This is a genomic window from Natrarchaeobaculum sulfurireducens, from assembly GCF_003430825.1.
GTDB lineage: Archaea > Halobacteriota > Halobacteria > Halobacteriales > Natrialbaceae > Natrarchaeobaculum > Natrarchaeobaculum sulfurireducens.
In genome coordinates this window covers 555,745-577,651 of record NZ_CP024047.1, presented here as the reverse complement: position 1 = coordinate 577,651, position 21,907 = coordinate 555,745, and the positions used below count along the sequence as shown (strand labels likewise).

At 65.0% G+C, this 21,907-nt stretch carries 19 protein-coding genes; 9 read left to right on the top strand and 10 right to left on the bottom strand.

What is annotated here, in order from left to right:
• Window positions 1-11 precede the first annotated feature (11 nt).
• The 4 genes from AArc1_RS04030 to AArc1_RS04015 all read right to left on the bottom strand — a co-directional run bounded on the left by AArc1_RS04030 (window position 12) and on the right by AArc1_RS04015 (window position 4,917).
• Window positions 12-1,148: a serine hydrolase domain-containing protein gene (locus AArc1_RS04030; protein WP_117363141.1), complete on the bottom strand. Its 1,137-nt coding sequence runs from the start codon at window positions 1,146-1,148 to the stop codon at window positions 12-14.
• 101 nt (window positions 1,149-1,249) lie between these two features.
• Complete coding sequence (locus tag AArc1_RS04025; protein ID WP_117363139.1) at window positions 1,250-1,687, bottom strand: SRPBCC family protein; 438 nt, start codon at window positions 1,685-1,687, stop codon at window positions 1,250-1,252.
• A 245-nt stretch (window positions 1,688-1,932) separates the two neighbouring features.
• Window positions 1,933-2,712, bottom strand: coding sequence for a lycopene cyclase domain-containing protein (locus AArc1_RS04020; RefSeq protein WP_117363137.1), 780 nt, complete (start codon window positions 2,710-2,712; stop codon window positions 1,933-1,935).
• Between the two features lie 204 nt (window positions 2,713-2,916).
• Window positions 2,917-4,917: a bacterio-opsin activator domain-containing protein gene (locus tag AArc1_RS04015; protein WP_117363135.1), complete on the bottom strand. Its 2,001-nt coding sequence runs from the start codon at window positions 4,915-4,917 to the stop codon at window positions 2,917-2,919.
• 127 nt (window positions 4,918-5,044) lie between these two features.
• Here AArc1_RS04015 and AArc1_RS04010 point away from each other — a divergent pair, with 127 nt between their 5' ends.
• Window positions 5,045-6,082 (top strand): Brp/Blh family beta-carotene 15,15'-dioxygenase, encoded by a 1,038-nt coding sequence (locus tag AArc1_RS04010; protein WP_117363133.1) that lies wholly within the window; start codon window positions 5,045-5,047, stop codon window positions 6,080-6,082.
• Between the two features lie 55 nt (window positions 6,083-6,137).
• Here AArc1_RS04010 and AArc1_RS04005 read toward each other — a convergent pair whose 3' ends face one another.
• Entirely contained in the window at window positions 6,138-6,845 is a 708-nt protein-coding gene (locus AArc1_RS04005; RefSeq protein WP_117363131.1) for a helix-turn-helix domain-containing protein, read from the bottom strand.
• 155 nt (window positions 6,846-7,000) lie between these two features.
• Between AArc1_RS04005 and AArc1_RS04000 the strand changes: the two genes are divergently transcribed.
• The 7 genes from AArc1_RS04000 (at window position 7,001) to AArc1_RS03970 (ending at window position 17,663) form a co-directional block, all read left to right on the top strand.
• Window positions 7,001-8,518 (top strand): phytoene desaturase family protein, encoded by a 1,518-nt coding sequence (locus AArc1_RS04000; protein WP_117363129.1) that lies wholly within the window; start codon window positions 7,001-7,003, stop codon window positions 8,516-8,518.
• Between the two features lie 233 nt (window positions 8,519-8,751).
• Window positions 8,752-9,615 carry a bacteriorhodopsin gene (locus tag AArc1_RS03995; protein ID WP_117363127.1) on the top strand — a complete coding sequence of 288 codons (864 nt, stop codon included), beginning with the start codon at window positions 8,752-8,754 and terminating at the stop codon, window positions 9,613-9,615.
• Between the two features lie 640 nt (window positions 9,616-10,255).
• Window positions 10,256-12,622, top strand: a complete 2,367-nt coding sequence (locus tag AArc1_RS03990; protein WP_117363125.1) for a universal stress protein — start codon at window positions 10,256-10,258, stop codon at window positions 12,620-12,622.
• A gap of 63 nt (window positions 12,623-12,685) precedes the next feature.
• Window positions 12,686-14,071: an APC family permease gene (locus AArc1_RS03985; protein WP_117363123.1), complete on the top strand. Its 1,386-nt coding sequence runs from the start codon at window positions 12,686-12,688 to the stop codon at window positions 14,069-14,071.
• Window positions 14,064-14,885 carry a universal stress protein gene (locus AArc1_RS03980; RefSeq protein ID WP_117363121.1) on the top strand — a complete coding sequence of 274 codons (822 nt, stop codon included), beginning with the start codon at window positions 14,064-14,066 and terminating at the stop codon, window positions 14,883-14,885. The genes AArc1_RS03985 and AArc1_RS03980 overlap by 8 nt, the downstream gene beginning before the upstream one ends.
• Before the next feature lie 53 nt (window positions 14,886-14,938).
• Window positions 14,939-16,840: a molybdopterin biosynthesis protein gene (locus tag AArc1_RS03975; protein WP_117363119.1), complete on the top strand. Its 1,902-nt coding sequence runs from the start codon at window positions 14,939-14,941 to the stop codon at window positions 16,838-16,840.
• A gap of 163 nt (window positions 16,841-17,003) precedes the next feature.
• Entirely contained in the window at window positions 17,004-17,663 is a 660-nt protein-coding gene (locus tag AArc1_RS03970; protein ID WP_117363117.1) for a helix-turn-helix domain-containing protein, read from the top strand.
• 45 nt (window positions 17,664-17,708) lie between these two features.
• Here the strand turns inward: AArc1_RS03970 and AArc1_RS03965 are convergent, their stop codons facing one another.
• The 5 genes from AArc1_RS03965 to AArc1_RS03945 all read right to left on the bottom strand — a co-directional run bounded on the left by AArc1_RS03965 (window position 17,709) and on the right by AArc1_RS03945 (window position 21,322).
• Window positions 17,709-18,995, bottom strand: a complete 1,287-nt coding sequence (locus AArc1_RS03965; RefSeq protein ID WP_117363115.1) for an MBL fold metallo-hydrolase — start codon at window positions 18,993-18,995, stop codon at window positions 17,709-17,711.
• Window positions 18,996-19,066: 71 nt separating this feature from the next.
• Entirely contained in the window at window positions 19,067-19,483 is a 417-nt protein-coding gene (locus AArc1_RS03960) for an SHOCT domain-containing protein (protein WP_117363113.1), read from the bottom strand.
• A gap of 171 nt (window positions 19,484-19,654) precedes the next feature.
• Complete coding sequence (locus AArc1_RS03955; RefSeq protein ID WP_117363111.1) at window positions 19,655-19,993, bottom strand: hypothetical protein; 339 nt, start codon at window positions 19,991-19,993, stop codon at window positions 19,655-19,657.
• A complete protein-coding gene (locus AArc1_RS03950) occupies window positions 19,986-20,918 on the bottom strand; it encodes a polyprenyl synthetase family protein (protein WP_117363109.1) in 933 nt (310 codons plus the stop codon). Before AArc1_RS03950 ends, AArc1_RS03955 begins: the two co-directional genes overlap by 8 nt.
• Window positions 20,919-21,043: 125 nt before the next feature.
• On the bottom strand, window positions 21,044-21,322 hold the full coding sequence (locus tag AArc1_RS03945) for a hypothetical protein (protein WP_117363107.1): 279 nt from the start codon (window positions 21,320-21,322) through the stop codon (window positions 21,044-21,046).
• Between the two features lie 180 nt (window positions 21,323-21,502).
• Between AArc1_RS03945 and AArc1_RS03940 the strand changes: the two genes are divergently transcribed.
• Complete coding sequence (locus tag AArc1_RS03940) at window positions 21,503-21,904, top strand: 30S ribosomal protein S6e (protein ID WP_117363105.1); 402 nt, start codon at window positions 21,503-21,505, stop codon at window positions 21,902-21,904.
• Window positions 21,905-21,907: the final 3 nt, after the last annotated feature.

Genomic DNA, 21,907 nt, shown 5'->3' with positions numbered 1-21,907 from the left:
CTCGAGTATAGTCACTCGGACCGGTGAAGCGCCACGCGGACGGCATCTGCCAGCTGTCGGGCCCGTGCGACGTGCTCGTACGATCCTTCGCGGACGCCGTTCGTGACGGACGCGAAGCCGACGTTCAGTTCCGGGTCCGCCCAGCCGACGCTGCTCCCGAGGCCGGCGTGACCGAACACGTACTCGGGAGTGAGCGAGCCGTACGGGTCTGCGGCCGTCCCACCCTTCCAGAAGCCCAGTGCGAACCGGCCGGGCCGGCCGAGAGTGCCGTCGGCGTCGGTTTCGGCCTCGAGCGTGGTCGCCGCCTCGACGGTCTCCGCAGAGAGGATGCGAGTCCCCTCGAACTCGCCGCCGTTGGCCAGACAGGCGTAGAATCTGGCCATGTCGCGTGCGGTGCCGATCCCCGTCGCGGCGGGGACGACGGCTCGGCGGACGGCCGTCGTGTTGAACGGGGCGGCCACCTGAGAATAGTCGCCGAGTCCTTCGCCGGGGTCGTGACAGCGATCGAACTCATCGAACGCGACCAGCGTTGCGACGTCGTCGGGTTCGTGGCTCTGGAGGCCGATCCCGGTGTCGACCATCTCCAGTGGGTCGAAGACGCGCTCGGCAGCGGCTTCCTCGATCGGCGTCCCCGCGACGCGGCGGACGAGTTCACCGACCAGCCAGCCGTAGGTCAGCGGATGGTAGGCCGCCCGCTCACCGGGTTGGTAGACGGGGTCTGTGGCCTCGAGCGTCTCGATGCAGGCGACCCAGTCGGCCCACAGATCGGGTCGTGCGTCGAGTTCGCTCTGGGTGAGTCCGGCGGTGTGACTCAGTACCTGTCGGACGGTGATCTCGGCTTTCGTAGTCCCCTCGTCGGCGAACTCGGGCCAGTGGTCGACCACGCGGTCGTCGTAGCCGAGGTCGCCGTCATCGACCAGCGCGTGCAGCGTGACGGCTGCGTACGGCTTCGTACACGAGAAGAGGACGTGTCGGGTATCGCGTGTCGTCTCACTGCCGTTCGGTTCGGTCACGCCGCCGGCGAGGTCGAGCGCCAGTTCGCCGTCGACGAAGACGGCCAACTGCGCGCCGTGGTGGAGTCCGACCTCGAGCTGGCGGTCGAACAGCGCGGTGATCCGCTCGCGGTCGGCCCGGTCGAGTCGTGACATACGGGCTCGTCTACAGGTGTCCAGTTAACTGTTGACGCTCGCGGAGGCGTCGATGGGATCGGTCAGTACCGATACCGTTGCCCGTCGTGTGGTTTCGCCGCTCACTCCTCGACTTCGAGTCGGTTCTTGGTGTTCTCGAGCGTCGTCTGGAGTTCACGCTCGTTGTACCGTCTGACGAACGGCTCGGCGACTCGCGAGAGAACAGCGCCCGGAAGGTCGTACCGGCCGGTGTAAGTCAGCTGCGTCCCGTCGGCCGTCGGCTCGAGCGCGAGGTCGATCTCACCCTCGAGCCGTCCGCGCATGTCGAAGGTCAGCCGCTCGTTCGGCTCGGCGACCGTCTGGACCAACTCGCCGTCGAGGCCGATTCCGGCCATCTGGTAGGTGAACGCCAGTCGCTTCCCGCCGTTCTCGAGGGGTTCGACATCCCGAACGTCCGAGAGACTCGGCGTCACCTCGGCGTGATTGTACGGATCGTCGAGGTACTCGAAGACGCGTTCGACGTCGGTGTCGATCTCGATCGAGTCACTGACCGTGAGCATGTTGGGTCACACGAGTACGATGGTAAAGAAACCACGTCCTGCTCATTTGGAGACGCGACGTCAGCGCCCCCTCGTTCGTACAGCCGTTCGGCTCGATGTCACTCCGCACGGATCGCCGCCACGCTCGCGTCGAACTCGAGTCTGTGACTTACACCGACACTCACAGTGTGGGCGTCGAGCATCTCGGCGGGGAGAGAGACCCGTCCGTGATCGACGACCGATCGCGGTGTGAGCGTGGCGCATCGTCAGTCGGTTTCGTAGGCCGCAGGTCGATCGTTGAACGAGGCCAGCTCGACCAGTTCGTGCTTGCGCTCGAGCACCCAGACGTACATGACGATCCCCTGGACGATGAAGACGTTCGTTACGAGGAAGAACAGCGCCTCCTCGAGTGGGAGCCCGAGTACCGACACGCCGACGGTGTGGGTCGTCGAAATTTCCCAGATACCGAGGCCGATCGCGATTCCGTCGGCGACCCAGAGATAGAGCGTCGGGACGGCGATGCCCAGCGTGACGATCGGCCAGGTGTCCCGGAGGTATGTCAGCCCGAAGCCCCACTGAATCGCGAGGATCGGCCCGGCCCAGAACAGGATCGAGCCGAGGTAGTACGTCGACGTCGTTCCGAGCAGCAGCCAGCCGACGAGACAGATCGCGAGTCCCGCCAGGACGCCGACGACGCGGTGGGACAGCGGGATCTGCAGTGACCGGTCCGCGACGTCGAGAAACTGGAACAGCCACAACGCCGTCACCACTGGCTGTAAGACGAAAAAGAGGTACTCCTCGACCGGCGTATACCAGATCCGCTCGACGACGGCACCCTCGCCGTACCACCAGACCCCCTCCGGAATCATCACGTTCGTCCACGGGGTCGTGTACACGACCGCCAGCCCGATCAAAATCCCGAGTCCGGACAGCGACCGGCGGTCGAGCCAGGCGTCGTCTCGCCACCAGGCGAGCGCTCCGAGGAGCAGGATCGGCGGTACGATGAACACCAGGTGAAACTCGAGATAACTGAGCGGCGGACTCATCGACGATCACCCTCGAGCGGCACGCATCGGTTCGTCGTGAGTCCTACCGGTGATGGGACGGACTGCGTCGTACCGGGTTTTAGGCTGCCGTCGATACACCACGGACTCCTCGACCGTCCTCGACACCGACTCCTCGAGCGTACACGCGACGTCATCACACCGATTGATTGTACCCCAACGGGCATAGGGGTGTGGCCAAACACGTCAGGACACCTGTCCGTTCGATCCGGTACCGACGTAGGTCTCGACGAGCTTTCGTTCGGCCGCTCGAAGGTGCTGGTGGAACGTCTGTCGAGTGATCCCCATCGTCTCTGCGATCTCCGCCCCATCCGCTGGTCGTGGCCACTCGAAGTAGCCGTTCAGTTGTGCCGCCTCGAGCGCGGCCTGTTGTCGGTCCGTCAGACGCTCCTCGAGCATCGCCGAACAATCGAGCACCGTTCGTGTGCGCGTCTCGCGTTCGGTCCGGGATCGAAGCGTCACCTGATCGTACTGGGCTTTGAGAACGTCGAGAATCGACCGAACCTCGTCCGACGGCGAGAGTTCGAGCGTGAGCACCACCCGTCTCGGGTGAGCGATGAGTTCGCTGATCGATGCGCCGTACTCAGCGAGGTCACGGAACGGCGACGCCGACTCGACGGTGAGTGCGAACGTCGTCCCGGCCCCTGTGTCGGTTATCCTCCGGACATCGTCGACGAACGCGAGTGCCGACAGGTCGACAGACGACGTGTCGGCCGTCGTCGTACAGAACAACTCACAGGACGCGCTGTCCGGGGTATGAGTCAGTCCAACGTATTCGACCGGCCCCTCGAGCTCGCCAGCGACCGCAGACAGCGGGAACTGCTCGTCTCTGATCTCGACTTCGATTTCGGTGACCCGGTCTGCAGTGAGCAGCTCTTGCGTCTGGATGGCGTTCAGTCGACTGCCGACCATGCGTCCGATCGATGCGAACAGTTGTTGTTCGCGACGGTCGAGGGTCTCACCTCGGTCGCCGTAGACACCGAGCAGCCCGTAGCGCTTGTGTCCGTACGCGACCGGGACGACCGCGAGCCGTCTGGCACCGACCGTGGCCGGACCGAGGATCTCGCTTGTACACTCACCGACCCGACAGGCCCCAGGCTCGCCGGACTCGAGGACGTCCTCGACGGGCGCTGGAAGCGTTGTTAGCTCGAGTTGAGAGTCGACGGTTTCGGAGAGTCCGGTCGACGCCTCCAGCACGAGCGCGTCGCCCGTCGGCGTGGTCGACCCGAACCAGCAGGCGGGATAGGTCCCAACGGTGGCGATTTCGTCACAGACACGCTGGGCGATGACGCGTCGGTCACGTTCGGTGACTAGCACGTCCGTAATCTCGTTGAGTAGCCCGTGGACGTGCTCGAGCAGCCGCCGGAGTGCCCGTCGTTCTTCGGCGAGTTTCGCGGTTCGCTCTTCGACGATGGTTTCTGCGGTTTTGCGATCGGTGACGTCGTTCTGGAAGCCGACGTAGTGGGTGACCTCGCCGTCGTCGTCGCGAACGGGGGCGACCGTCAACTCGTTCCAGAATGGCGTTCCGTCGCGCCGGTAGTTCTGGACCTCGACGGTGATCGGAACGTCGTTCCCGATGGCGTTTCCGATCGCCTCGACCGTCTCTGCGTCGGTGGCGGGTCCCTGGAGGAATCGTGGATTTCGCCCGAGGGCGTGTTGTCGATCGTAGCCAGTGATGTCTTCCCAGGCATCGTTGATGTACACGAGCGGGTCGTCGGGGAGCGACGCGTGACTCAGACTGATCCCGATCGGTGCATCGTCGATCGCCCGGACGATCGCTTCGGGATCGGGTTCGTGATCGGAGACGTCCTGTGGCGGGTCGGTCGTCTCCGAGGTAACTGCCGTGACCTCCCCGATCAGTCGATCGAGCGACGCCGCCCCGTTCCGCGTGACGAACCGATCGATTCCACACTCGAACGCGTCGTCAGCGACGGCATCGTCGGCCGTGTACATGATCTTCGGGAGCGTTGGGTCGACCTCACGGATCGCCTCGAGCAACGCCACCCCGTCGTCACCTGGCAACTCGTAACCGCTGACGACGCAGTCGAATTCACCCGAGGAGACTCTGGCTACTGCGGTCGTCGCCCGCTCGACGACGGTGACCAGATAGCCAGCCTCCTCGAGCGCACGCTCGATGGGACCGCTTCCGTCCTCCGGATGGACCACGAGGATACGACCGTCTCTCATGTCGGATGTTTCTAATTTGGCGTGCTAAACGTTTGTGCCAACTCCCAGCAGTCGGTCGTTAACCCCGTTAAAAAGAGCCGCCGTGGTACGGTCAGTACCCAACCGTTCGTCGGCCCAACGAGTTGGTATGGGAACGCACTCGTTCGGGCTCGAGTCGCGGCGTGTGCCGTCAGTCGAGCACACACTTATCAACGCGTCCAGAGGGGCATTGATCGCGCTCATCGTCATCTTCGGCGCGACACTGCTTCTTGGCATCCGACCTTCGCTCGAGACGCAGATGGTGATCTATCTGGTGGGGATGGTTGCGTTGAACCTCCCCCACGGCGGCTACGAGCACTTCACGAACGTCAGGCGCCGGGGGCTGCCCTTTGGCCTCCGGTACGTCGCACTCTACGTGGCGTTTCTCGCCGCGTTCGTCGGATTGTTTCTGGTCGCCCCGGCACTGGCGTTACTGATCGCGCTCGCGACGGCGGTCGCGAAGGGAGGACACGGCGACCTCCGGGTGATGGACGCCATCGTCGGGACCGACCACCTGCAGTACCGATCACAGCGGGTGCTGGCCGCACTGGTCCGTGGCGGTGCTGTGATGATCCTCCCGCTTGCGCTGTGGGTCGGACCGTACACCAGTTTCTCTACGATCATGCTGAACGTCTTCGACCCTGGGGCTGGACTGCCCGGCATCGCGTACGTCGAACCCGCCCGGATCGCGCTGCTCGGACTGTTCGGGGTCGGCGTCGTCGCCCACCTCGGCGGCGGCCTGTTGATCGATGGGATGAGTCGTTCCTGGATGCTCGACGCGTTCGAAACCTCGTTGCTCGTCGTCTTTTTTACGGTCGTGCCCGTCGTCGTCGCCATCGGGCTCTACTTCCCGCTGTGGTACTCGCTGCGTCAGTCCGCCCGTAGCGTCGTCGTCGAACGCGAGGAAGCCAGTCCCGATGACGGGATGCCCGTCGTTGCCGCCTGGGGAGTATTGGTCGTCGGCGCACTGGCGACGGCACTCGTGATGGTCGCGATCTGGGGTATCGCGCCGGACCCCCTCGGCGGCGCGGCGTTGCTCCCCGGACTGGTAGCGTTTTACACCCTGTTCATCTGTATCGTTGCCCTGCCACACGTCGTCGTCGGCGAGTGGCTCGATTTCAAACGCGGGATCTGGTACGTCCCCTGACCTGCGACGCTGCGGCGCTCCGCTCTACCACCTCATCGCCCTCGAAAAACCGCGTTTAGCGCTCGTCGAAGACCCCCTCGAACAGCCGGCGCTGAGCGGCTGCGAGGTGCTCGGTGAACGTCGACCTGACGATACCGAGTTCTTCGGCCACCGCCGTCGCGTTCCCCTCCCGCGGATACGAAAAGTACCCCATCCGGTAGGCGACCTCGAGCACCTCGCGCTGGCGGTCGGTCAACCGACCGGCGTCGACGACGATCGACTCGTCGTCGTGCGGGATCGATCTGACGAGACACTCGAGTCGGACCGACACGCCACGGGACTCGAGGGCGTCGACGATCTCGACGATCGGCTCCGGAGAGGGAAGCAAGAGCGTCACGACGAGCTGGCTTGGCTGACCCGTCACCGAGACGTCCGCGATCGGATAGCCAAGCGACTCGATCCACCGACATGGACAGTCCCTGTCGGCATCAGCGTCGGCGAGGCGGTAGACGGATTCTTCGTCCGCGGCGAAGATCGGCTCGGCCTCGAGGCCACGACGGGCGCGGAACTGTTCGACGGTGCCGGCGGACGCATCGGCCCACTGGACGTCGGTTGCAGTTGCTCCGTCGGCTACCACGTCGGCGACCGCACAGCCGGGTGGGTCGCGGATCGCCAGCCGTGCACGAACGCCGCCGGAGGTATCGCTCTCGATCGGTCCATCAGCACCCGACGTACTCACGTCCCGCTCGCCGTCGTCGATCTCTGGACGACCGGTCGTTGCCATACCGATCGATTCGGTGGGATCGTGATATAACGAGGGCCAAACTAGTCTGCCTCGAGTCGAGTCCGGGCTGATCTACACCCCCCAGTGGAGAACTGTTTTGAAGACCCCGACCACGGCGGTTCGCGCTTTCCCGACTCGGCGGCTAACATCGGATAATGGTTGACGCTGACCGCAACGACGAGACGATCGGCGTCGTCGGTGCCGGGATCGGTGGACTCGCCGCCAGTGCGTACCTCGGCGCTGCCGGCGCTGACGTCTCCGTCTACGAACGCGAGAGTCGAGTCGGCGGCGTAGCCAACCGGCTCGAGTCCGACGGCTTCCGGTTCGACACCGGGCCGTCGTGGTATCTCATCCCCGAGGTCTTCGAGCGCTTTTTCGAGCACTTCGACGACTCGCCGGCCGACCACTACGAGCTCGTCGAACTCGAGCCGAACTATCGTGTCTTCTGGGACGACGGCGACCGGGCAGACGTGACGACCGATCTCGAGGAAACCGCCGCCCTGTTCGAATCCTACGAGGCGGGTGCCGGCGACGCGCTTCGGCGCTATCTCGAGGACGCCGCGGAGGCCTACGAGATCGGAATGAACCGGTTCGTGATGGCGAACCGAACCCGGTTTCGCGACTACCTCTCGCTCGAGGTTGCTCGGTCAGCCCGCGGGCTTACCTTGCTCGGCTCGATGGACGACCACGTCCGGACGTACATCGACCATCCGAAACTTCGCCAGCTCCTCCAGTACACGTTGGTCTTCCTCGGTGGCTCGCCGCACAACACCCCGTCCCTGTATAAATTGATGAGCCACGTCGACCTCGGAATGGGCGTCTACTACCCACAGGGTGGAATGTACGAGGTCGTCGAGGCGATGGAGCGAGTCGCGCAGGCCCAGGGCGTCGAAATCCACACCGACGCCGAGGTCGACGGGGTCGTCCCACGGGCGGACGGGCTCGCGGTGAGCCTCGGCGGCGACGAGTACGTCCACGACAGAGTCGTCTGCAACGCGCCGCCGGCGTCGGTCGAACGATCGCTGCTCCCGGCCGACGCGGTCGACCGGAAACCGGACTACTGGGACGACAGGACGTGGGGACCGTCGGCGTTCATGCTCTATCTCGGCGTCGACGGCGACGTCGACCCGCTCGAGCATCACACGCTCGTGTTGCCGACCGACTGGGACCCCCACTTCGAGTCGATCTTTGAGGAGCCACACTGGCCCGAGGACCCTGCCTACTACGTCAACGTCCCTTCGGAAACGGACCCGTCGGTCGCACCCGAGGGTTGTTCGACCGTCGTGATCCTCGTCCCGATCGCGCCGGGACTCGAGGACGGGCCGGAACTTCGGACGACCTACCGCGATGCGGTGCTCGCGGATCTGGCAGCGACGACGGGGGTCGACCTCCGCGACCGAATCCTACTCGAGGAGCTGACCGCCGTCTCCGATTACGAACGGCGACTCGACCGACCACAGGGCACTGCGCTCGGCCTCGCTCACACGCTCTTTCAGACCGGTCCGATGCGTCCCGGCCATCGTGCGCCCGGTGTCGACGGCCTCTACTACGTCGGCGGCGACACGAACCCCGGAATCGGCGTCCCGATGTGTCTGTTGAGCGGCGAACACGTCGCCGAAACCATCCGAGCCGACATGCGACCGACCGGCGTCGGCCGTCTCCTGCCGTTCTGATCCCGTCGGACGTGCGAACACCCCACGGCTCCGACCCGAACGACTCGGACCTCGTTCTCGAGTTTCCACCGGCTACTGTCGCTCCAAAGAGAGTATTAGGTCCGTGACTATGTTGACTTACTACCCCTTCTCGCCACCGTATTTGTCCAGGTCAACTCGGTGAAACCTCTCTTGCCCATACAGGTAAGGGGGGGTCCTTTTACCCACGATACACTGAGATCTAAACTGGACGTATGGTACCCTCAGCACCCCTCGACAAGACGGCACTCGCACAGCCGCTCGAGATAACACAGGCAGACCTCTTCGAATACGTATTCAGCGACCCCTTGCTTGCGTGGTCGTTCGTACTCAACATCGCGCTCGCGGGTCTGACGATCCTCCTGATCGTCTATCTCGGGCGTAACCTCACTGATCCACGAGCGAAGCTCATCGCGGTGTCGGTGATGTTGATCTCCGTCGTATCGATCTCGAGTTATTCCGGGTTGACCTCGGGACTCACATTGAGTATTATCGAGATGCCGGCGGGCCATCCCGCGGAGGGAATGACGACCGCCGGTGAGGACGGCGTCCTGACGATGTGGGGCCGATACCTCACGTGGACGTTCTCGACGCCGTTTATCCTGATCGCCCTCGGAATGATCGCCGGCTCGAACATGACGAAGATCCTGACGTCGGTCGCGTTCACCATCGCGATGTGTGTCACCGGCCTCGCAGCGGCACTCACGACCTCCTCGCTGGTCATGCGCTGGTGGTGGTTCGTGATTAGCTCGCTGTTCTTCCTGGTCATCGTCTACATCATCCTCGTCGAGTGGACGGCCGAGGCGAAACAGACAGGGACGATCGACCTGTTCAACACGCTGAAGATCCTGACCGTCGTCTCGTGGTTCGGCTACCCGATCCTGTGGGCGCTCGGTGTCGAAGGGTTCGCCCTGCTCGACGTGGCGATCACCTCCTGGGGCTACAGCATCCTCGACATCATCAGCAAGTACATCGTGACGGTGCTCATCATGATGTGGCTGATCAAAGAACCCTCGGAGGTCACCGCGGGTGCAGACTACGGCTCGAGCCTGCCCGGCTTCAGTCCGGCTGACGACTGAGCCCCCCTCACACAGGCATCGTCGGTCCGCGCCGGCGTTAGAGGCTCCACCCGGCGCGGACGAACCAACTCGGTCCAACCCCGAGCTTCGGAGAGCACCGACTGAAACGGTCCCATACCGATCGTACAGCCGCCGTCCGGTCGGGCGTGCACTGACGGTCAGTAGCTACTAGTGACGTCGACCGGTCGAGCGACCGGTTGGACGTAATCCGCAGTCGACGCCGAATCGTGTCCCGTCTCGTCAGGTGAATTACCCGCCGGCATGCAGGCTGGCTTTCGACCGGTGATGTACCCGTGCCAACCAACTCCCACGTAGTGACTGATACCGCCGGACAGATCGGGTGTGTGACGCCGCCGCTCTCGCCGCGTGACTGCGCTTCGGTGGCTCCCGCCCGACAGTGTCCGTTCGCGTGCCCGAGCCGACCGCTCCATCGAACAGCGTCGTCTCTCGTCCCGACCGATTGGCACGGACGGCGGGTGCATCCCGCTGACGAACACCGCAGCGCACTGCTTGCCCACCGTCCGTCCAACCCGCCAGAACGGCTCTCCGAACGGGGCGACCCCGCTGGCGGCCACAGAAGCGCCGATCGAACCGACCCGATCCGTCCCCGAGAACACCTCGTACACGAGGGGAGAGACCGATGCCGAGTGGATTGAAACGAGACCTCGGGCTGGCCGAGACGTTCGCGATCGCGGTCGGTGCCATGATCGGGTCGGGGATCTTCGTTCTTCCTGGCGTCGCGTGGATTCTAGCCGACGCCGCAGCCGTACTCGGCTTCGTCATTGCCGCCGTACTCGTCCTCCCTGCCGCGCTGGCCGTCGCTGAGATGTCGACGGCGATTCCCGAAGACGGTGGCCCATACCTCTACGTCGAGCGCAGTATGGGGCCGCTGCTCGGAACGATCGCTGGCATCGGGACCTGGCTGATGCTGTCGTTGAAGAGCGCGCTCGCGCTGGTCGGCGGCGTCCCGTATCTGTTGTACGTCAGCGAGACGCTCGCGGAGTTCGTGACGCTGATCGCGGTCGTACTCGCGATTTTCTTTACGGTAATCAACCTCGTCAGTGCCGAAGGCTCCGGAAAGCTGCAGTTCGGCTTGGTCGGCATCCTGATTGCGATTCTCGCAGCCTACGTCTTCTCAGGAGTTCCACAGATCGAAGGCGTCCGCGTCGAAGGTGCGTTCAGCCCGGCCGTCGGCGGCTCGGCACTCTTGGAGGCGACGGCGATCGTCTTCATTTCGTACGCGGGATTGACCAAAGTCGGCGCGGTCGCAGAGGAGGTCGAAGACCCAGGTCGAAACCTGCCGCTCGCAATCGGGCTGGCGCTTGCGTTCGTCTCCCTCGTCTATGCAGTCGTCGTCTACGTGACGATCGGCGTCCTCGACATCCCGGAAGCGATCGCTGCCACTCCGGAGGCGATCCTCACGAGCGAGGGCGAGGGTGCGATCATCGCGCTAGCAGCCGAGCAGCTCTTCGATGGGTTCGGCAACGTGTTCGCACTGGTTATCGTCGTTGCAGCCCTGCTGGCGCTCGCTTCGACTGCCAACGCCGGTATCCTCGCCGCATCGCGATTCCCGCTCGCGATGGCCCGTGACGGCGTGCTCCCCTCGAGACTCGAGGAGGTGAGCGAGCGCTTTACGACACCCGTCTACGCCGTGGCGCTGACGGGTCTCGTCCTGATCGCGCTGGTCGCGATCTTCCCGATCCAGCAGGTCGCTGCCTTCGGGAGTGCGTTCCAGATTCTCGTCTTTATTCTCCTGAACGTTGCCCTGATCGGGTTCCGGGAAGGGGCTGTCCAGGAGTACGACCCGGAGTTCGAGGCGCCACTGTACCCGTGGATGCCGCTGTTCGGAATCGCGGGCGGATTCGTTGTGCTGGCGTACACCGGCATCGTTGCGGTCGTCGGAGCGGTGGGCATCGGCGCACTCGCTGGCGCCTGGTATTTTGCTTACGTCAGGTACTACCAGGGTGGGATCGATCGTGAGGGCGTCGCTCGAGCAAAGGTCCGTGAGAGTGTCGGAGCGTCGGCGACCGACCGAACCCGTGGCCTGTTCGAATCCGAGCGGGAGTACACCCTGCTGGTAGCGATCACCGAAGCGACGCCGGACCGCGCCAGACGTGACATGCTTCGAATCGCCCTCGACCTCGGCCGACTCCGGTCGACGGCCGTCTCGGTCGTCGAGTTCTACGACGAACCGGAGCACATCCTCCCTTCGCGTCGGTCCAGGGTTCGATCGACGGAGCTTCCCGACTGGTTGCCTGACGACCCCGAGGACGCACCGGAGTGGTTCCCGCCGGAGATGCTGGAAACGGACCATCGAACCTCCGGCGGCGGACCAGCCGCCGCGACACTCGAGGGGCCCAGTGAATACGACACTCACGTCGAGTATCGCCGGATCGTCAGCGAGGATCACAAGGCGGCGATCGTCGACTTCGCGACCTTCGAGGACATCGACCTCATCATCACCCAGCGACACACTGGCAACGGGATTCCCGGACTCCTCGGTGCAAGCGAGACGGCGTGGCTGCGCCAGAACGCCCCGTGTGATGTCGCCCTCGTCGAGGACCGAGGCCTCGAGACGGTCGAACGGATCGCCGTCGCCAGCCGGGGCGGTGGACCGTACGACCCGGTGAAACTCCTCTTAGCGGATGCGGTCGCCGAAGAGACCGGCGCTGAGATCGTACTGGTTCGCGTGATTCCCGAGGACGCGCCGGAGAGCCGACGGGAGGCCGCAGAACGGTACCACTCCGAACTGATGCGGATCTGTACCGTTCCGGTTCGATCGCGCGTGCTCGAGACCGATTCGCCGGTCGAGGGAATGGCTCGCTTCGTCGCCGACGCGGAGTTACTCATCGTCGGGGCCGGGCCGATCGGCGTGGAAGCGCGATTCCGCGGTAGCGCCGCCGACGATCTCGTCGATGCGGTCGACTGTACCACCGTCATGGTCCAGACCTACGACGGACGGCATCGGGGACTGCTCGAACGGTTCATCAGGGACTACCTGTTCTGAGCGACTCGAGGGCGAACTCGAGTCAGGACACTTTTGATCGTCTGGTCGGAACTGAATGTTGTAATGTCGAGTGACTCGTCGGTGGCGGCCACATCGTCGGTCGATTCGGCGGAGGACGTCGAACTCGAGCGAACCGTCGGGCTACTCGGTGCGCTCACGATCGGTGTCGGGACGATGATCGGTGCCGGCATCTTCGTCTTCCCCGGGCTGGCGGCAGGAACGGCTGGACCCGCTGCGTCGGCTTCGTTCGCGATCGGTGCCGTAATCGCGCTGTTGGTCGCGTTGCCGACGTCCGAACTGGCGACGGCGATGCCCAAAAGCGGCGGTGGCTACTACTTCATCTCTCGAGGGATGGGGGCGGTATTCGGCGCGGTCGTGGGGATCAGCCTCTGGCTCGGACTCGTCTTCGCATCGGCGTTCTACCTCGTCGGCCTCGGCGAGTATGCCGTCGCCAGCCTCGCCGAAGCTGGCGTACCCGTCGGCGGCCGAACGCTCGTCGCGCCCCTCGGCGTCGTCGTCGGCATCGGATTGACGGCGATGAGCATTCGCGGGACCGAGAACGTCGAATCCCTCCAGAACGTCGTCGTCGGCGTGTTGCTCTTCCTGTTGAGTGGGTTTCTCGCCTACGGTCTGCTCGACGCTGCCGGTCTCTTCGGCGCGACGACCGTCCCCGAGACGTTCGCCCCGCAGGGCTACGCGCCGGTCCTGACCACCGCGGCGCTCGTGTTCACCTCGTATCTCGGCTTCGCACAGGTAGCGACCGTCGCGGGCGAGATCGAAGACCCCGGCAGGAACCTTCCCCTGGCGATGGTCGGCTCCGTCGTCCTCGTCGGCACGTTTTACGTGGTGACGATCTTCGTCGCGACCAGCGCCCTCGGCAGCGACGTGCTTGCGGCTGCAGGCGAGACGGCGATCGTCGAGGTCGCCCGCGAGTTCTTCGGGCTCCCCGGTGCGATCGCCATTCTCATCGCTGGCCTGTTGGCGACGCTCTCGAGTGCCAACGCATCGATCCTCTCGGCCTCGAGGGCGCTGTACGCCGTTAGCCGGGACCGGCTGGTTCCGACGGCTGCAGGCCGGGTCAACCTGCGATACGGAACGCCACACGTCGCGCTCGCGCTGGTCGGCGGACCGGTCGTCGTACTCGTGGCGACGGGACAGACGGAACTATTAGCAGAGGTCGCAAACTTCCTCCATCTGGTCATGTACGGACTGATCTGCATTGCCCTCGTCGCGATCCGACGGTCGGACCCCGACTGGTACGAGCCGTCGTTCCGAACGCCGGGCTATCCGTTCGTGCCGATCCTCGGTGCGGTCTCGAGTTTCGGGCTCATCCTCTTTATGCAACGATCCGCACAGCTCATCGGGCTGGCGGTGATGATCATCGCACTCGTCTGGTACGGCTACTACGCTCGAGATGTGCGCCTGAAGGGGGTGGTGGACGATGAGTGAGCCTGATCGGGAGCCGCATGAACTCGAACACCGCGTGCTGATCCCCATCGAGGTGCTCGAGGGAGAGGGAATCCCCGAATCGATCGCGTCGGCGTTCGAGTCGATCCCCGTCGTCTTACTCGGCTACCACGAACTTCCCGACCAGACCCCACCCGAGCAGGCACGGACCCAGTTCGAAGAGCGAGCGACCGCGAAACTCGACGAACTCGCCGCCGCGTTCGAGGACGCCGGTGGAACCTGGACGACGCGACTTGTCTTCACCAGAGACGCCCTACAGACGTTCGAACGGATCGCCGTCGAACTCGAGTGTGACGGGGTCGTCTTGCTCAATCCGATCAGAGCGATCGATCGCGTTCTGGTTCCACTTCGCAGCGGTGTCAACGTCTCGAACATCGCCGAACTGGTCTCGAGGGCGTTCGGTGACGGTGACGCCGAGGTGACGCTCTTACACGTCACTTCGGAGGAATCTGACGCCGACGCCGGCCGGGAACTCCTCGAGGAAGCCGCAGAAACCCTCGTCGAGAACGGCGTCGACCCCGAACGGCTCCTCGAAAGCGTCGTCGTCGACGACGCGCCGCTCGAAACGATCGTCGAGGTCGCTGACGACCACGACTTCGTGGTCGTCGGTGAGAGCAAGCCGTCGATCCAGGACCGTATCTTCGGCGATCCATCCGAACGGATCGCCACCCGAACTGTCAGTCCCGTGCTCATCGTCCGGCAACGATTCCTCGAGATGGACGACGACGACCGCGAAGACCGCGTCGAAACCCTCGAGGAGACGGCTGACGAGTTCTCCGGCGACTCCTCGTCGTAACCTCGACGGCGAATTCGGCCGATGTTTTTAGGCTCCGGAACAGAAGTGACCGTATGAACCGCAAGGAGTTTCGCGACCTCGCCTCGCCCGAAGCGGCGCGCGAAGCCATCGATTCGCTCCCGCTCGAGGCCGGTGTCGAACGTGTCCCACTCGCAGAGGCCCGCGGGCGGGTCCTCGCCGAACGGCTCGACGCCGAACTGGACGTGCCGGGATTCGACCGGGCGAGCCTGGACGGCTACGCCCTTCGGGCGAGGGAAACGTTCGGCGCTGACGAGGCAGCTCCTGCCCGACTCGAGGTCATCGGCGAGGTCCACGCCGGTGACGCGCCGGACGTGACGCTCGAGGACAGGGCGGCGGTCGAGATTTCGACGGGTGCCGTAATGCCGTCCGGGGCGGATGCGATGGTACCGGTCGAACGGACGGACATCGACGATGAGACCGGCGAGGTGTTGGTCAGGACGTCCGTCGCGCCGGGTGACAACGTGATGTTCGCCGGAGCCGATGTCGCCGCGGGCGAACGGGCACTCGGTCCCGGCACGCAAATTACACCCCGTGACGTCGGCCTGCTGTCGGCACTCGGCGTCGAGGAGCTTCCGGTCCGGGCCAGCCCGCGCGTCGGCATCGTCTCGACCGGCGATGAACTCGTCCGGCCTGGTGGCGACCTCGAGAGCGACCGCGGGGAAATTTACGACGTCAACAGCTACACGATCGCCGCGGGGGTCGAAGACGCCGGCGGCGAGGCCGTCCTTTACCCCCACGCGGGTGACGATCAGGACGAGATGGAACGCCTCCTTCGTGAGGCCGCCGAGGAGTGCGACCTCGTGCTCTCGTCCGGATCGACGAGTGCGAGTGCCGTCGACGTCATCTATCGGGTGATCGAAGCACAGGGCGAACTGCTGCTTCACGGAGTCGCCGTCAAGCCGGGGAAGCCGATGCTCGTCGGCCGACTCGACGACGACGAATCAGGCTCGGCTGGCTCGACGTCGGGTGGCTCCGCGTACGTCGGCCTCCCCGGCTACCCCGTCTCCGCGATGATGGTCTTTCGGACGTTCGTCGCACCCGCGATCCGCGACGCTGCCGGCCTTCCCGAGCCCGAGACTGCGACTGTCACGGGTCGGATGGCTCGCCAGGAGCGCTACGCCGAAGGCCGGTTGCGGCTGATGCCCGTCGGGGTGACCACAGACGGCGACGGCGAGCCGCTCGTCTACCCCGTCGATAAGGGCAGCGGCGCAACGACGAGCCTCGCTCACGCCGACGGCGTCGTCGAAGTCGAGCCGGGAACGGACTACCTCGAGACGGGTGAGCCCGTCACGGTCCGGCTGTTCTCACCGGACGTCCGACCACCGACGCTGCTCGGCGTCGGCGAGGACGACCCCACGCTCTCGCGGCTGCTCGATTCCCTCGAGAATCCGCGCTATCTTTCCGTGGGCTCGCGGCCGGCCCTCCGGCGGCTGCGTGACGGCATTCCGGACGTCGCCGTCGTCGCCGGTCCGCTCGAGCGCGACGTCGACGCCGACGAACTCGCCCGCTGGGAGCGCGAGTGGGGACTGCTCGTTCGTCCGGACGAGGCCGACGAGGTGTCGGGACTGACCGACCTGGTCGATCGTGACCTGCGCTTTGTCAACCGAACGACCGACTCCGGGCTCCGCACGAGTCTGGGCGTCGCACTCGCCGATCTCGCGGACGACCGGGGCGTCGACAGACACGACCTCGTCGAGTCCATCGAGGGCTTCGACCTCGCCGTGCGAGCCCACGAAAGTCCCGCCCGGAAGGTGCTCGCGGGCGACGCCGACGTGGCGCTCGGTCTTTCCGACACCGCCGACCGACTCGACCTCGCGTTCGTCTCTCTCGGTCACCAGCCCGTTCGTGTCCTCGCGAACCCCGACCGGCGCGGGAAAGTCGGTGTCCGTGACCTCGAGCGTGTGCTCGACTCCGTAACCGAGCTGGCCGAGTGAACGGTGGGCAGGTCGAACGGCGCTGTGACAGTCGGCCGTCGATAGTTGCCGACCCTGCATCGTCACTCACCGGTCTTGACGGTCTTGTACCGTCGTTCACCGACCCAGACAGTCAGTCTCGTCTGAACTGCGATTTATACGGTTTGGAGGTGTATCACGTCTGATGTCGACTATAGCCGAGCTCCGGCTTCCGGCTCCGGAGACGACACTGGCGACGGCTTTCGAGCACGCCCCGGACGCGACGTTCGACCTCGAGTCGTCCGTGTCGAAGACCAATCCCTGTCTCTGGGTCTCCGGCGTCGACCGCGACGGCATCGAGGTCGCGTTCGAGGCGGACCCGTCGGTCGAGGCGTACGAACTCGTCGTGGAGACACGAACCCGACTGCTCTACGACGTCGTGTTCCCCGACGGCGACGGTATCTCGAGGCTGTGTGATCCACTGCTCGAGGACGGCGGCTCCCTGCTCGAAGCGTGGGGAGCCGACGGCTGGTGGCAGGTCCGGGTCCGGTTTCCGGATCGAACGGCGCTGACCAACGCGTACGACCGGCTCGTCGAGCGCGAGATCAACGTCGACTTACGACGCGTCAGCGACGTGACCAACGGCACCGAACCCGATACGCGCCTGACGCCGGAACAACGCGAGGCGCTCGAGGCTGCGCTCAAGTACGGCTACTTCGAGATCCCACGGCGCATCTCGATGGAGGAACTGGCCAACGAACTCGGTATCTCTCATCAGGCGCTCTCGGAGCGATTCCGACGAGCCTACGAAACGCTCGTCGACGAAGAGCTCCAGCCCGTTGGTGAGCAGTCGACGGCCGAGTAACGCGGAGTCGCCGGTTCGCCACCGTTACGCTTCGGCTGGCCGCCGCTATTCGAGCGTCCGTGACTCGCCGAGTGCCGGTGCGCTCGCGTCGAATCCCTCCCGCCGTAGCTCCTCGGCGAACGCCTCACAACGATCGCCGTGGACGACGAGCACCTCGCTGTCCCGGTAGGACTCGAGGAACTCGAACAGGCCCGTTCGATCCGCGTGTGCCGAGAAGTCGTACTGTTCGACCTGGGCGCTGACGGGCATCCGGCGACCGTCGAGTTCGGCACTGCCGGTCTCGAGTAAGTCACGGCCCGGCGTTCCCTCGACCTGGTGGCCGGTCATCGCGATCTTGTTCGTCGGATGGGTCCGAATCGCGGGCACGTAGGTCATTGCGGGCCCGCCGTGAAGCATGCCGCTGGTCGTGACGATGACCGTGTTCTGCTCGGCGATCCGTTTGCGCTGGCCGTCCCGACCGTCGACGAAGCGGGCGTTTCCTTTCGCCCGTCGCAACGCGTCGGCATCGCGCAGGAACGGCCGGTTCTGCTCGTGGAGCAACAGCTCGGTGATCCGTTTGCCCATCCCGTCGACGTAGCACTCGAGGTCGTAGCGCTCACAGAGACAGAGCACCTCCTGCGTGCGGCCGATTGCGAACGCGGGGACGACGACCGTCCCACCCTCCCAGATTGTCGTCCGGAGGCTCTCGGCGAACTCGCGTTCGATCTCCTCGCGGGGCGGTCGCGTCGTGTCCGCGTACGTACTCTCACAGATCACGACGTCGGCCTCGGGCCGCGCCGTCGTGGCGGCGACGAGTCGCTGGTCTTCGGTGTGGAAGTCACCGGTATAGAGCAGCCGGGTGTCGCCGTCGTCATCGGACTTCGTCCGATTGCTCGCGGGGCTTCCTCCCGCGCTGTCGATCAGGACGTGTGCACTTCCGGGGACGTGACCCGCGTCGTAGAACGTGATCTCGTAGCCCGCCGCCTCGAACGGCTCGCGATAGTCGTGGGTTTCCGACACCTGCGTGAGCCGGGCGAGTTCGGCCTGGGTGAACGGACAGTCGTAACTGCCACCGTGAAGCTCGAGGGTATCCCGGGCGAGGGTCATCGCGAGGTCGTACGTCGGCGGCGTCCAGTGGACCGACGGGCGGGAATCGCCGGACAGCAGCGCCGGAACGGTGCCGACGTGGTCGAGGTGGCCGTGGCTGACGACGACGGCCTCGGGGTCGACGTCGCCGATCGGAAACGCCGGTGGGTTTCCCGAGTCCATCCCGAAATCCACCAGCAACCGGTCGTCGATTAGGATCGCGCTCCGACCGATCTCGCGGGCGCCCCCGAGAAATTGGACCTCCATCACGTGGCGATTGCGACTCGAGCCGTTTGCCTCCGTCGGTTCGACGCTCGCTGACCGCGTAGACGACTGGTTTAGCGGCGACTTCGGTCGCGCTCTACGTCTCGCGATCGAGTCACGTCGGAGTGTTCGGATCGATCGATGGCGTCTCCCGACTGCATCACTCGGTCGAGTTCCCGTTCGAACTCGGCGTCGGTCAGTTCGCCTGCGACGTAGCGCTCTTGCAGGCGTGCCTTGGGATCGCGGTTGTCCTCGACACGATCGAACGTATCGTACTCGGCGGTCGAATCGTCGTCGGCGGTGAGTTCGGAAAACAGCCAGGCGATCCCGACGACGACGAGCCCGAGAACGGCCAGCGACACGACGATCGAGACGATCGCCATCACGACATTGATCGCGATCCCGACGATCGTTGCGAGCACGCTCAGGACGATGAACGCGAGCACGAGGAGTCCGAGTCCTTTGAGCACGAGGGTACCGAGACGGCCCATACTCGAGATTCGGTGAGCGACCACAAAAACGTCTCGTACACATCAAATTGAATACCATATCCGCCGGACTGTCGAGTGGACCGACGAGTCATACGGGCCGTGGAAAGTCGTTGTCAGGGCGACCGAGCCCCGTCCAGCAGTCGCTTTCGTATCCAGGTCCAGCAGCCCGTCTCAGGAGCCGTTCGAGTGTGCTTCCGCAGTCGCTGGCGAGTCCGTTCGCTTGGTCAACCCGACGAGATAGACGTCGAGCAGACAGACGACCAGGACGGCCAGCGGCACGGCCACGTCGACGTAGTTGACGGCCTCGAACTGCAGGGCGGTGACGAAAAACGGCTCGCCCGGCTCGAGCGCGCCCGACAGCGTTCGCGCGCTCAGGAACGCAAGCGCGAGGATGTAGAGGGCAAACCAGGCCGCTCCCCGTTTGAGCTGGCCCAGATAGCAGTGGCCGAGGCCCGCGACGAACACCGTCAGCAGGTACGCCGGCCAGATGGGACGACTGAGTTCAGCCATCGCTCTCCAGTACGTCCTCGAACGGAATCCGTGTTGCCCTCTCGAGGCGGCCGAGCGGGGTTCGACCGGCGGCCGACTCGCCGGTCGCTGCCTCGAGCGTCTCGACGGCGTTCCGGGCCCGCTCGAGCGACGACTCGAGCGTAGCGGTCGCCGCTTGCCCGGCCTGGTCGTCGGGCGCTGGGAGGTCGTCCCGGCTCGTCGACGAATCGAACGCAAGCGGATCCGAAAGGAGCTGTACGACCGTTTGCCGGGCCCCGTTGTCCTCCGATGAGTGGGCAGTCTCTGCCGACGAGGCGATGGCAACCGCAGCCGGATGGGCGTCGACTGCGGTGAGCAACGATCGTCCGTACCGCTCGAGTGCGGCTCCGACGTCGTCGGCCGCGCCGACGGCGGTCGCACCGAGCGATCCCGCCGTTCCGGCGAGAATTGCGTCGGGACGAACGTCGGGCTCCGCGGTGCTCGTTTCTCGAGTCGACGCGGACGATCGGAGTGTGGTCGCGAGCGTCGTCGAGGCCCGGACCAGCGTTCGGTAGAGCGCAACGGCTCGCCGGTCGGTCGTCGGAACGTCGGCGAGTTCGGCGTAGGCGGCGGCGTGGAGATAGTCACCGGCCAGGATGGCGGCGTCTCGGTCTGCCGGTCGGTCGTATCGATCGGTCCACAGCAGATCACGCCTGAGCCTGACGTATCCCTCGAAGTGGGCGACGGCGTTTGCGAGCGGCTCTACGGTTCGGCCGACCGGCCGCGGCGAGGTCTCATCGGTCGCTTTGGCCCCGATCTCCCCGCCGAGTCGACAGAGGAGGACTGCAGGCGATCGATCACGCGTCGGAATCGATTCTGAAGCGATACGTTGGACTCCGGGAGCAACCCCTTCGGACGGCTGCTCGGCAACGATCGACTGCTCGGACGGTGGCGTTCGTTCGGTCATCTGATGAGGCGTGACGGAGCGTCGATGGTTGCCGCGTTCGGCGACGACCGACCGCCGACGCCCCAATCGGTCACTAGTTGACCAGTTAGTCAGCCGCCTCAAAGTAATTTCGTTCCGCAGTGCTGTCACTTCCGATACTGTCTGATCGTGAACCGGCCGAACTCCCCGAAGGCGAGCTCGAGCGACCCGATCCACCAGTTCCACCGATCCGCCGGCGTCCCGTCAGGTGCATCGGCGAGTTCCTCGATGATCAGGTCGGTCGTCAGCGGTGAGCCAACGTGTGACTCATAGCGGTTCGAATCTGCGAGATCGACGGCCTGGCGAACCACCACGCGCGCCTCGCCGCTCGAGCCACCGAACTCCTCGCGCAGACGACGCTCGAGCCGCTCACGATCGACGAACACGACTGACGGTAGAGCAGCGATGTACTTGACTGTTCGACCTGAGGCGGTATCCGGCGTCTCTGCTCGTCGTCCACCTCGTTTATCGACAGGGACCGAGGGCGACGGCTCTCGGTGTTCCCATAGCGCAACCGTTCGTATCGAAACGATGTTCTTTTGAGCGGGGGCCGTCTTCCGTCGGTCATGGCAAGTTTCACTGTCGTCGTTGGCGACCCCGACTCCGGGTTGACCTACCAGCTCGAGGCGGATGGACAGGACGCAAACCGATTTATGGGCAAGTCGATCGGCGAGGAAGTCGATGGCGGCGCAGTCGGACTCGACGGCTACACGCTCGAGATCACCGGCGGGTCGGACGATGCCGGCCGACCGCTCAATCCCGACGTAGACGGCTCGAACGTCGAAGAGGTCCTGATGACGGGACGCCAGATCGGCTACAAGCCGTCGCGTGACGGCGAGCGCCGACGCATCACGGTTCGCGGACGCGAAATCTCCGATGCGGTCGCACAGATCAACGCCTCGATCGTCGACCGCGGCAGCGCCGACGTCGACGAGCTGCTTGGCGACGGCGACGACGCCGACGAGTAACTC

Coding starts and splice junctions, on each gene's coding strand:
- AArc1_RS04030 (WP_117363141.1), bottom strand. CDS start 1,148: ATGTCACGACTCGACCGGGCCGACCGCGAGCGGATCACCGCGCTGTTC.
- AArc1_RS04025 (WP_117363139.1), bottom strand. CDS start 1,687: ATGCTCACGGTCAGTGACTCGATCGAGATCGACACCGACGTCGAACGC.
- AArc1_RS04020 (WP_117363137.1), bottom strand. CDS start 2,712: ATGAGTCCGCCGCTCAGTTATCTCGAGTTTCACCTGGTGTTCATCGTA.
- AArc1_RS04015 (WP_117363135.1), bottom strand. CDS start 4,917: ATGAGAGACGGTCGTATCCTCGTGGTCCATCCGGAGGACGGAAGCGGT.
- AArc1_RS04010 (WP_117363133.1), top strand. CDS start 5,045: ATGGGAACGCACTCGTTCGGGCTCGAGTCGCGGCGTGTGCCGTCAGTC.
- AArc1_RS04005 (WP_117363131.1), bottom strand. CDS start 6,845: ATGGCAACGACCGGTCGTCCAGAGATCGACGACGGCGAGCGGGACGTG.
- AArc1_RS04000 (WP_117363129.1), top strand. CDS start 7,001: ATGGTTGACGCTGACCGCAACGACGAGACGATCGGCGTCGTCGGTGCC.
- AArc1_RS03995 (WP_117363127.1), top strand. CDS start 8,752: ATGGTACCCTCAGCACCCCTCGACAAGACGGCACTCGCACAGCCGCTC.
- AArc1_RS03990 (WP_117363125.1), top strand. CDS start 10,256: ATGCCGAGTGGATTGAAACGAGACCTCGGGCTGGCCGAGACGTTCGCG.
- AArc1_RS03985 (WP_117363123.1), top strand. CDS start 12,686: ATGTCGAGTGACTCGTCGGTGGCGGCCACATCGTCGGTCGATTCGGCG.
- AArc1_RS03980 (WP_117363121.1), top strand. CDS start 14,064: ATGAGTGAGCCTGATCGGGAGCCGCATGAACTCGAACACCGCGTGCTG.
- AArc1_RS03975 (WP_117363119.1), top strand. CDS start 14,939: ATGAACCGCAAGGAGTTTCGCGACCTCGCCTCGCCCGAAGCGGCGCGC.
- AArc1_RS03970 (WP_117363117.1), top strand. CDS start 17,004: ATGTCGACTATAGCCGAGCTCCGGCTTCCGGCTCCGGAGACGACACTG.
- AArc1_RS03965 (WP_117363115.1), bottom strand. CDS start 18,995: ATGGAGGTCCAATTTCTCGGGGGCGCCCGCGAGATCGGTCGGAGCGCG.
- AArc1_RS03960 (WP_117363113.1), bottom strand. CDS start 19,483: ATGGGCCGTCTCGGTACCCTCGTGCTCAAAGGACTCGGACTCCTCGTG.
- AArc1_RS03955 (WP_117363111.1), bottom strand. CDS start 19,993: ATGGCTGAACTCAGTCGTCCCATCTGGCCGGCGTACCTGCTGACGGTG.
- AArc1_RS03950 (WP_117363109.1), bottom strand. CDS start 20,918: ATGACCGAACGAACGCCACCGTCCGAGCAGTCGATCGTTGCCGAGCAG.
- AArc1_RS03940 (WP_117363105.1), top strand. CDS start 21,503: ATGGCAAGTTTCACTGTCGTCGTTGGCGACCCCGACTCCGGGTTGACC.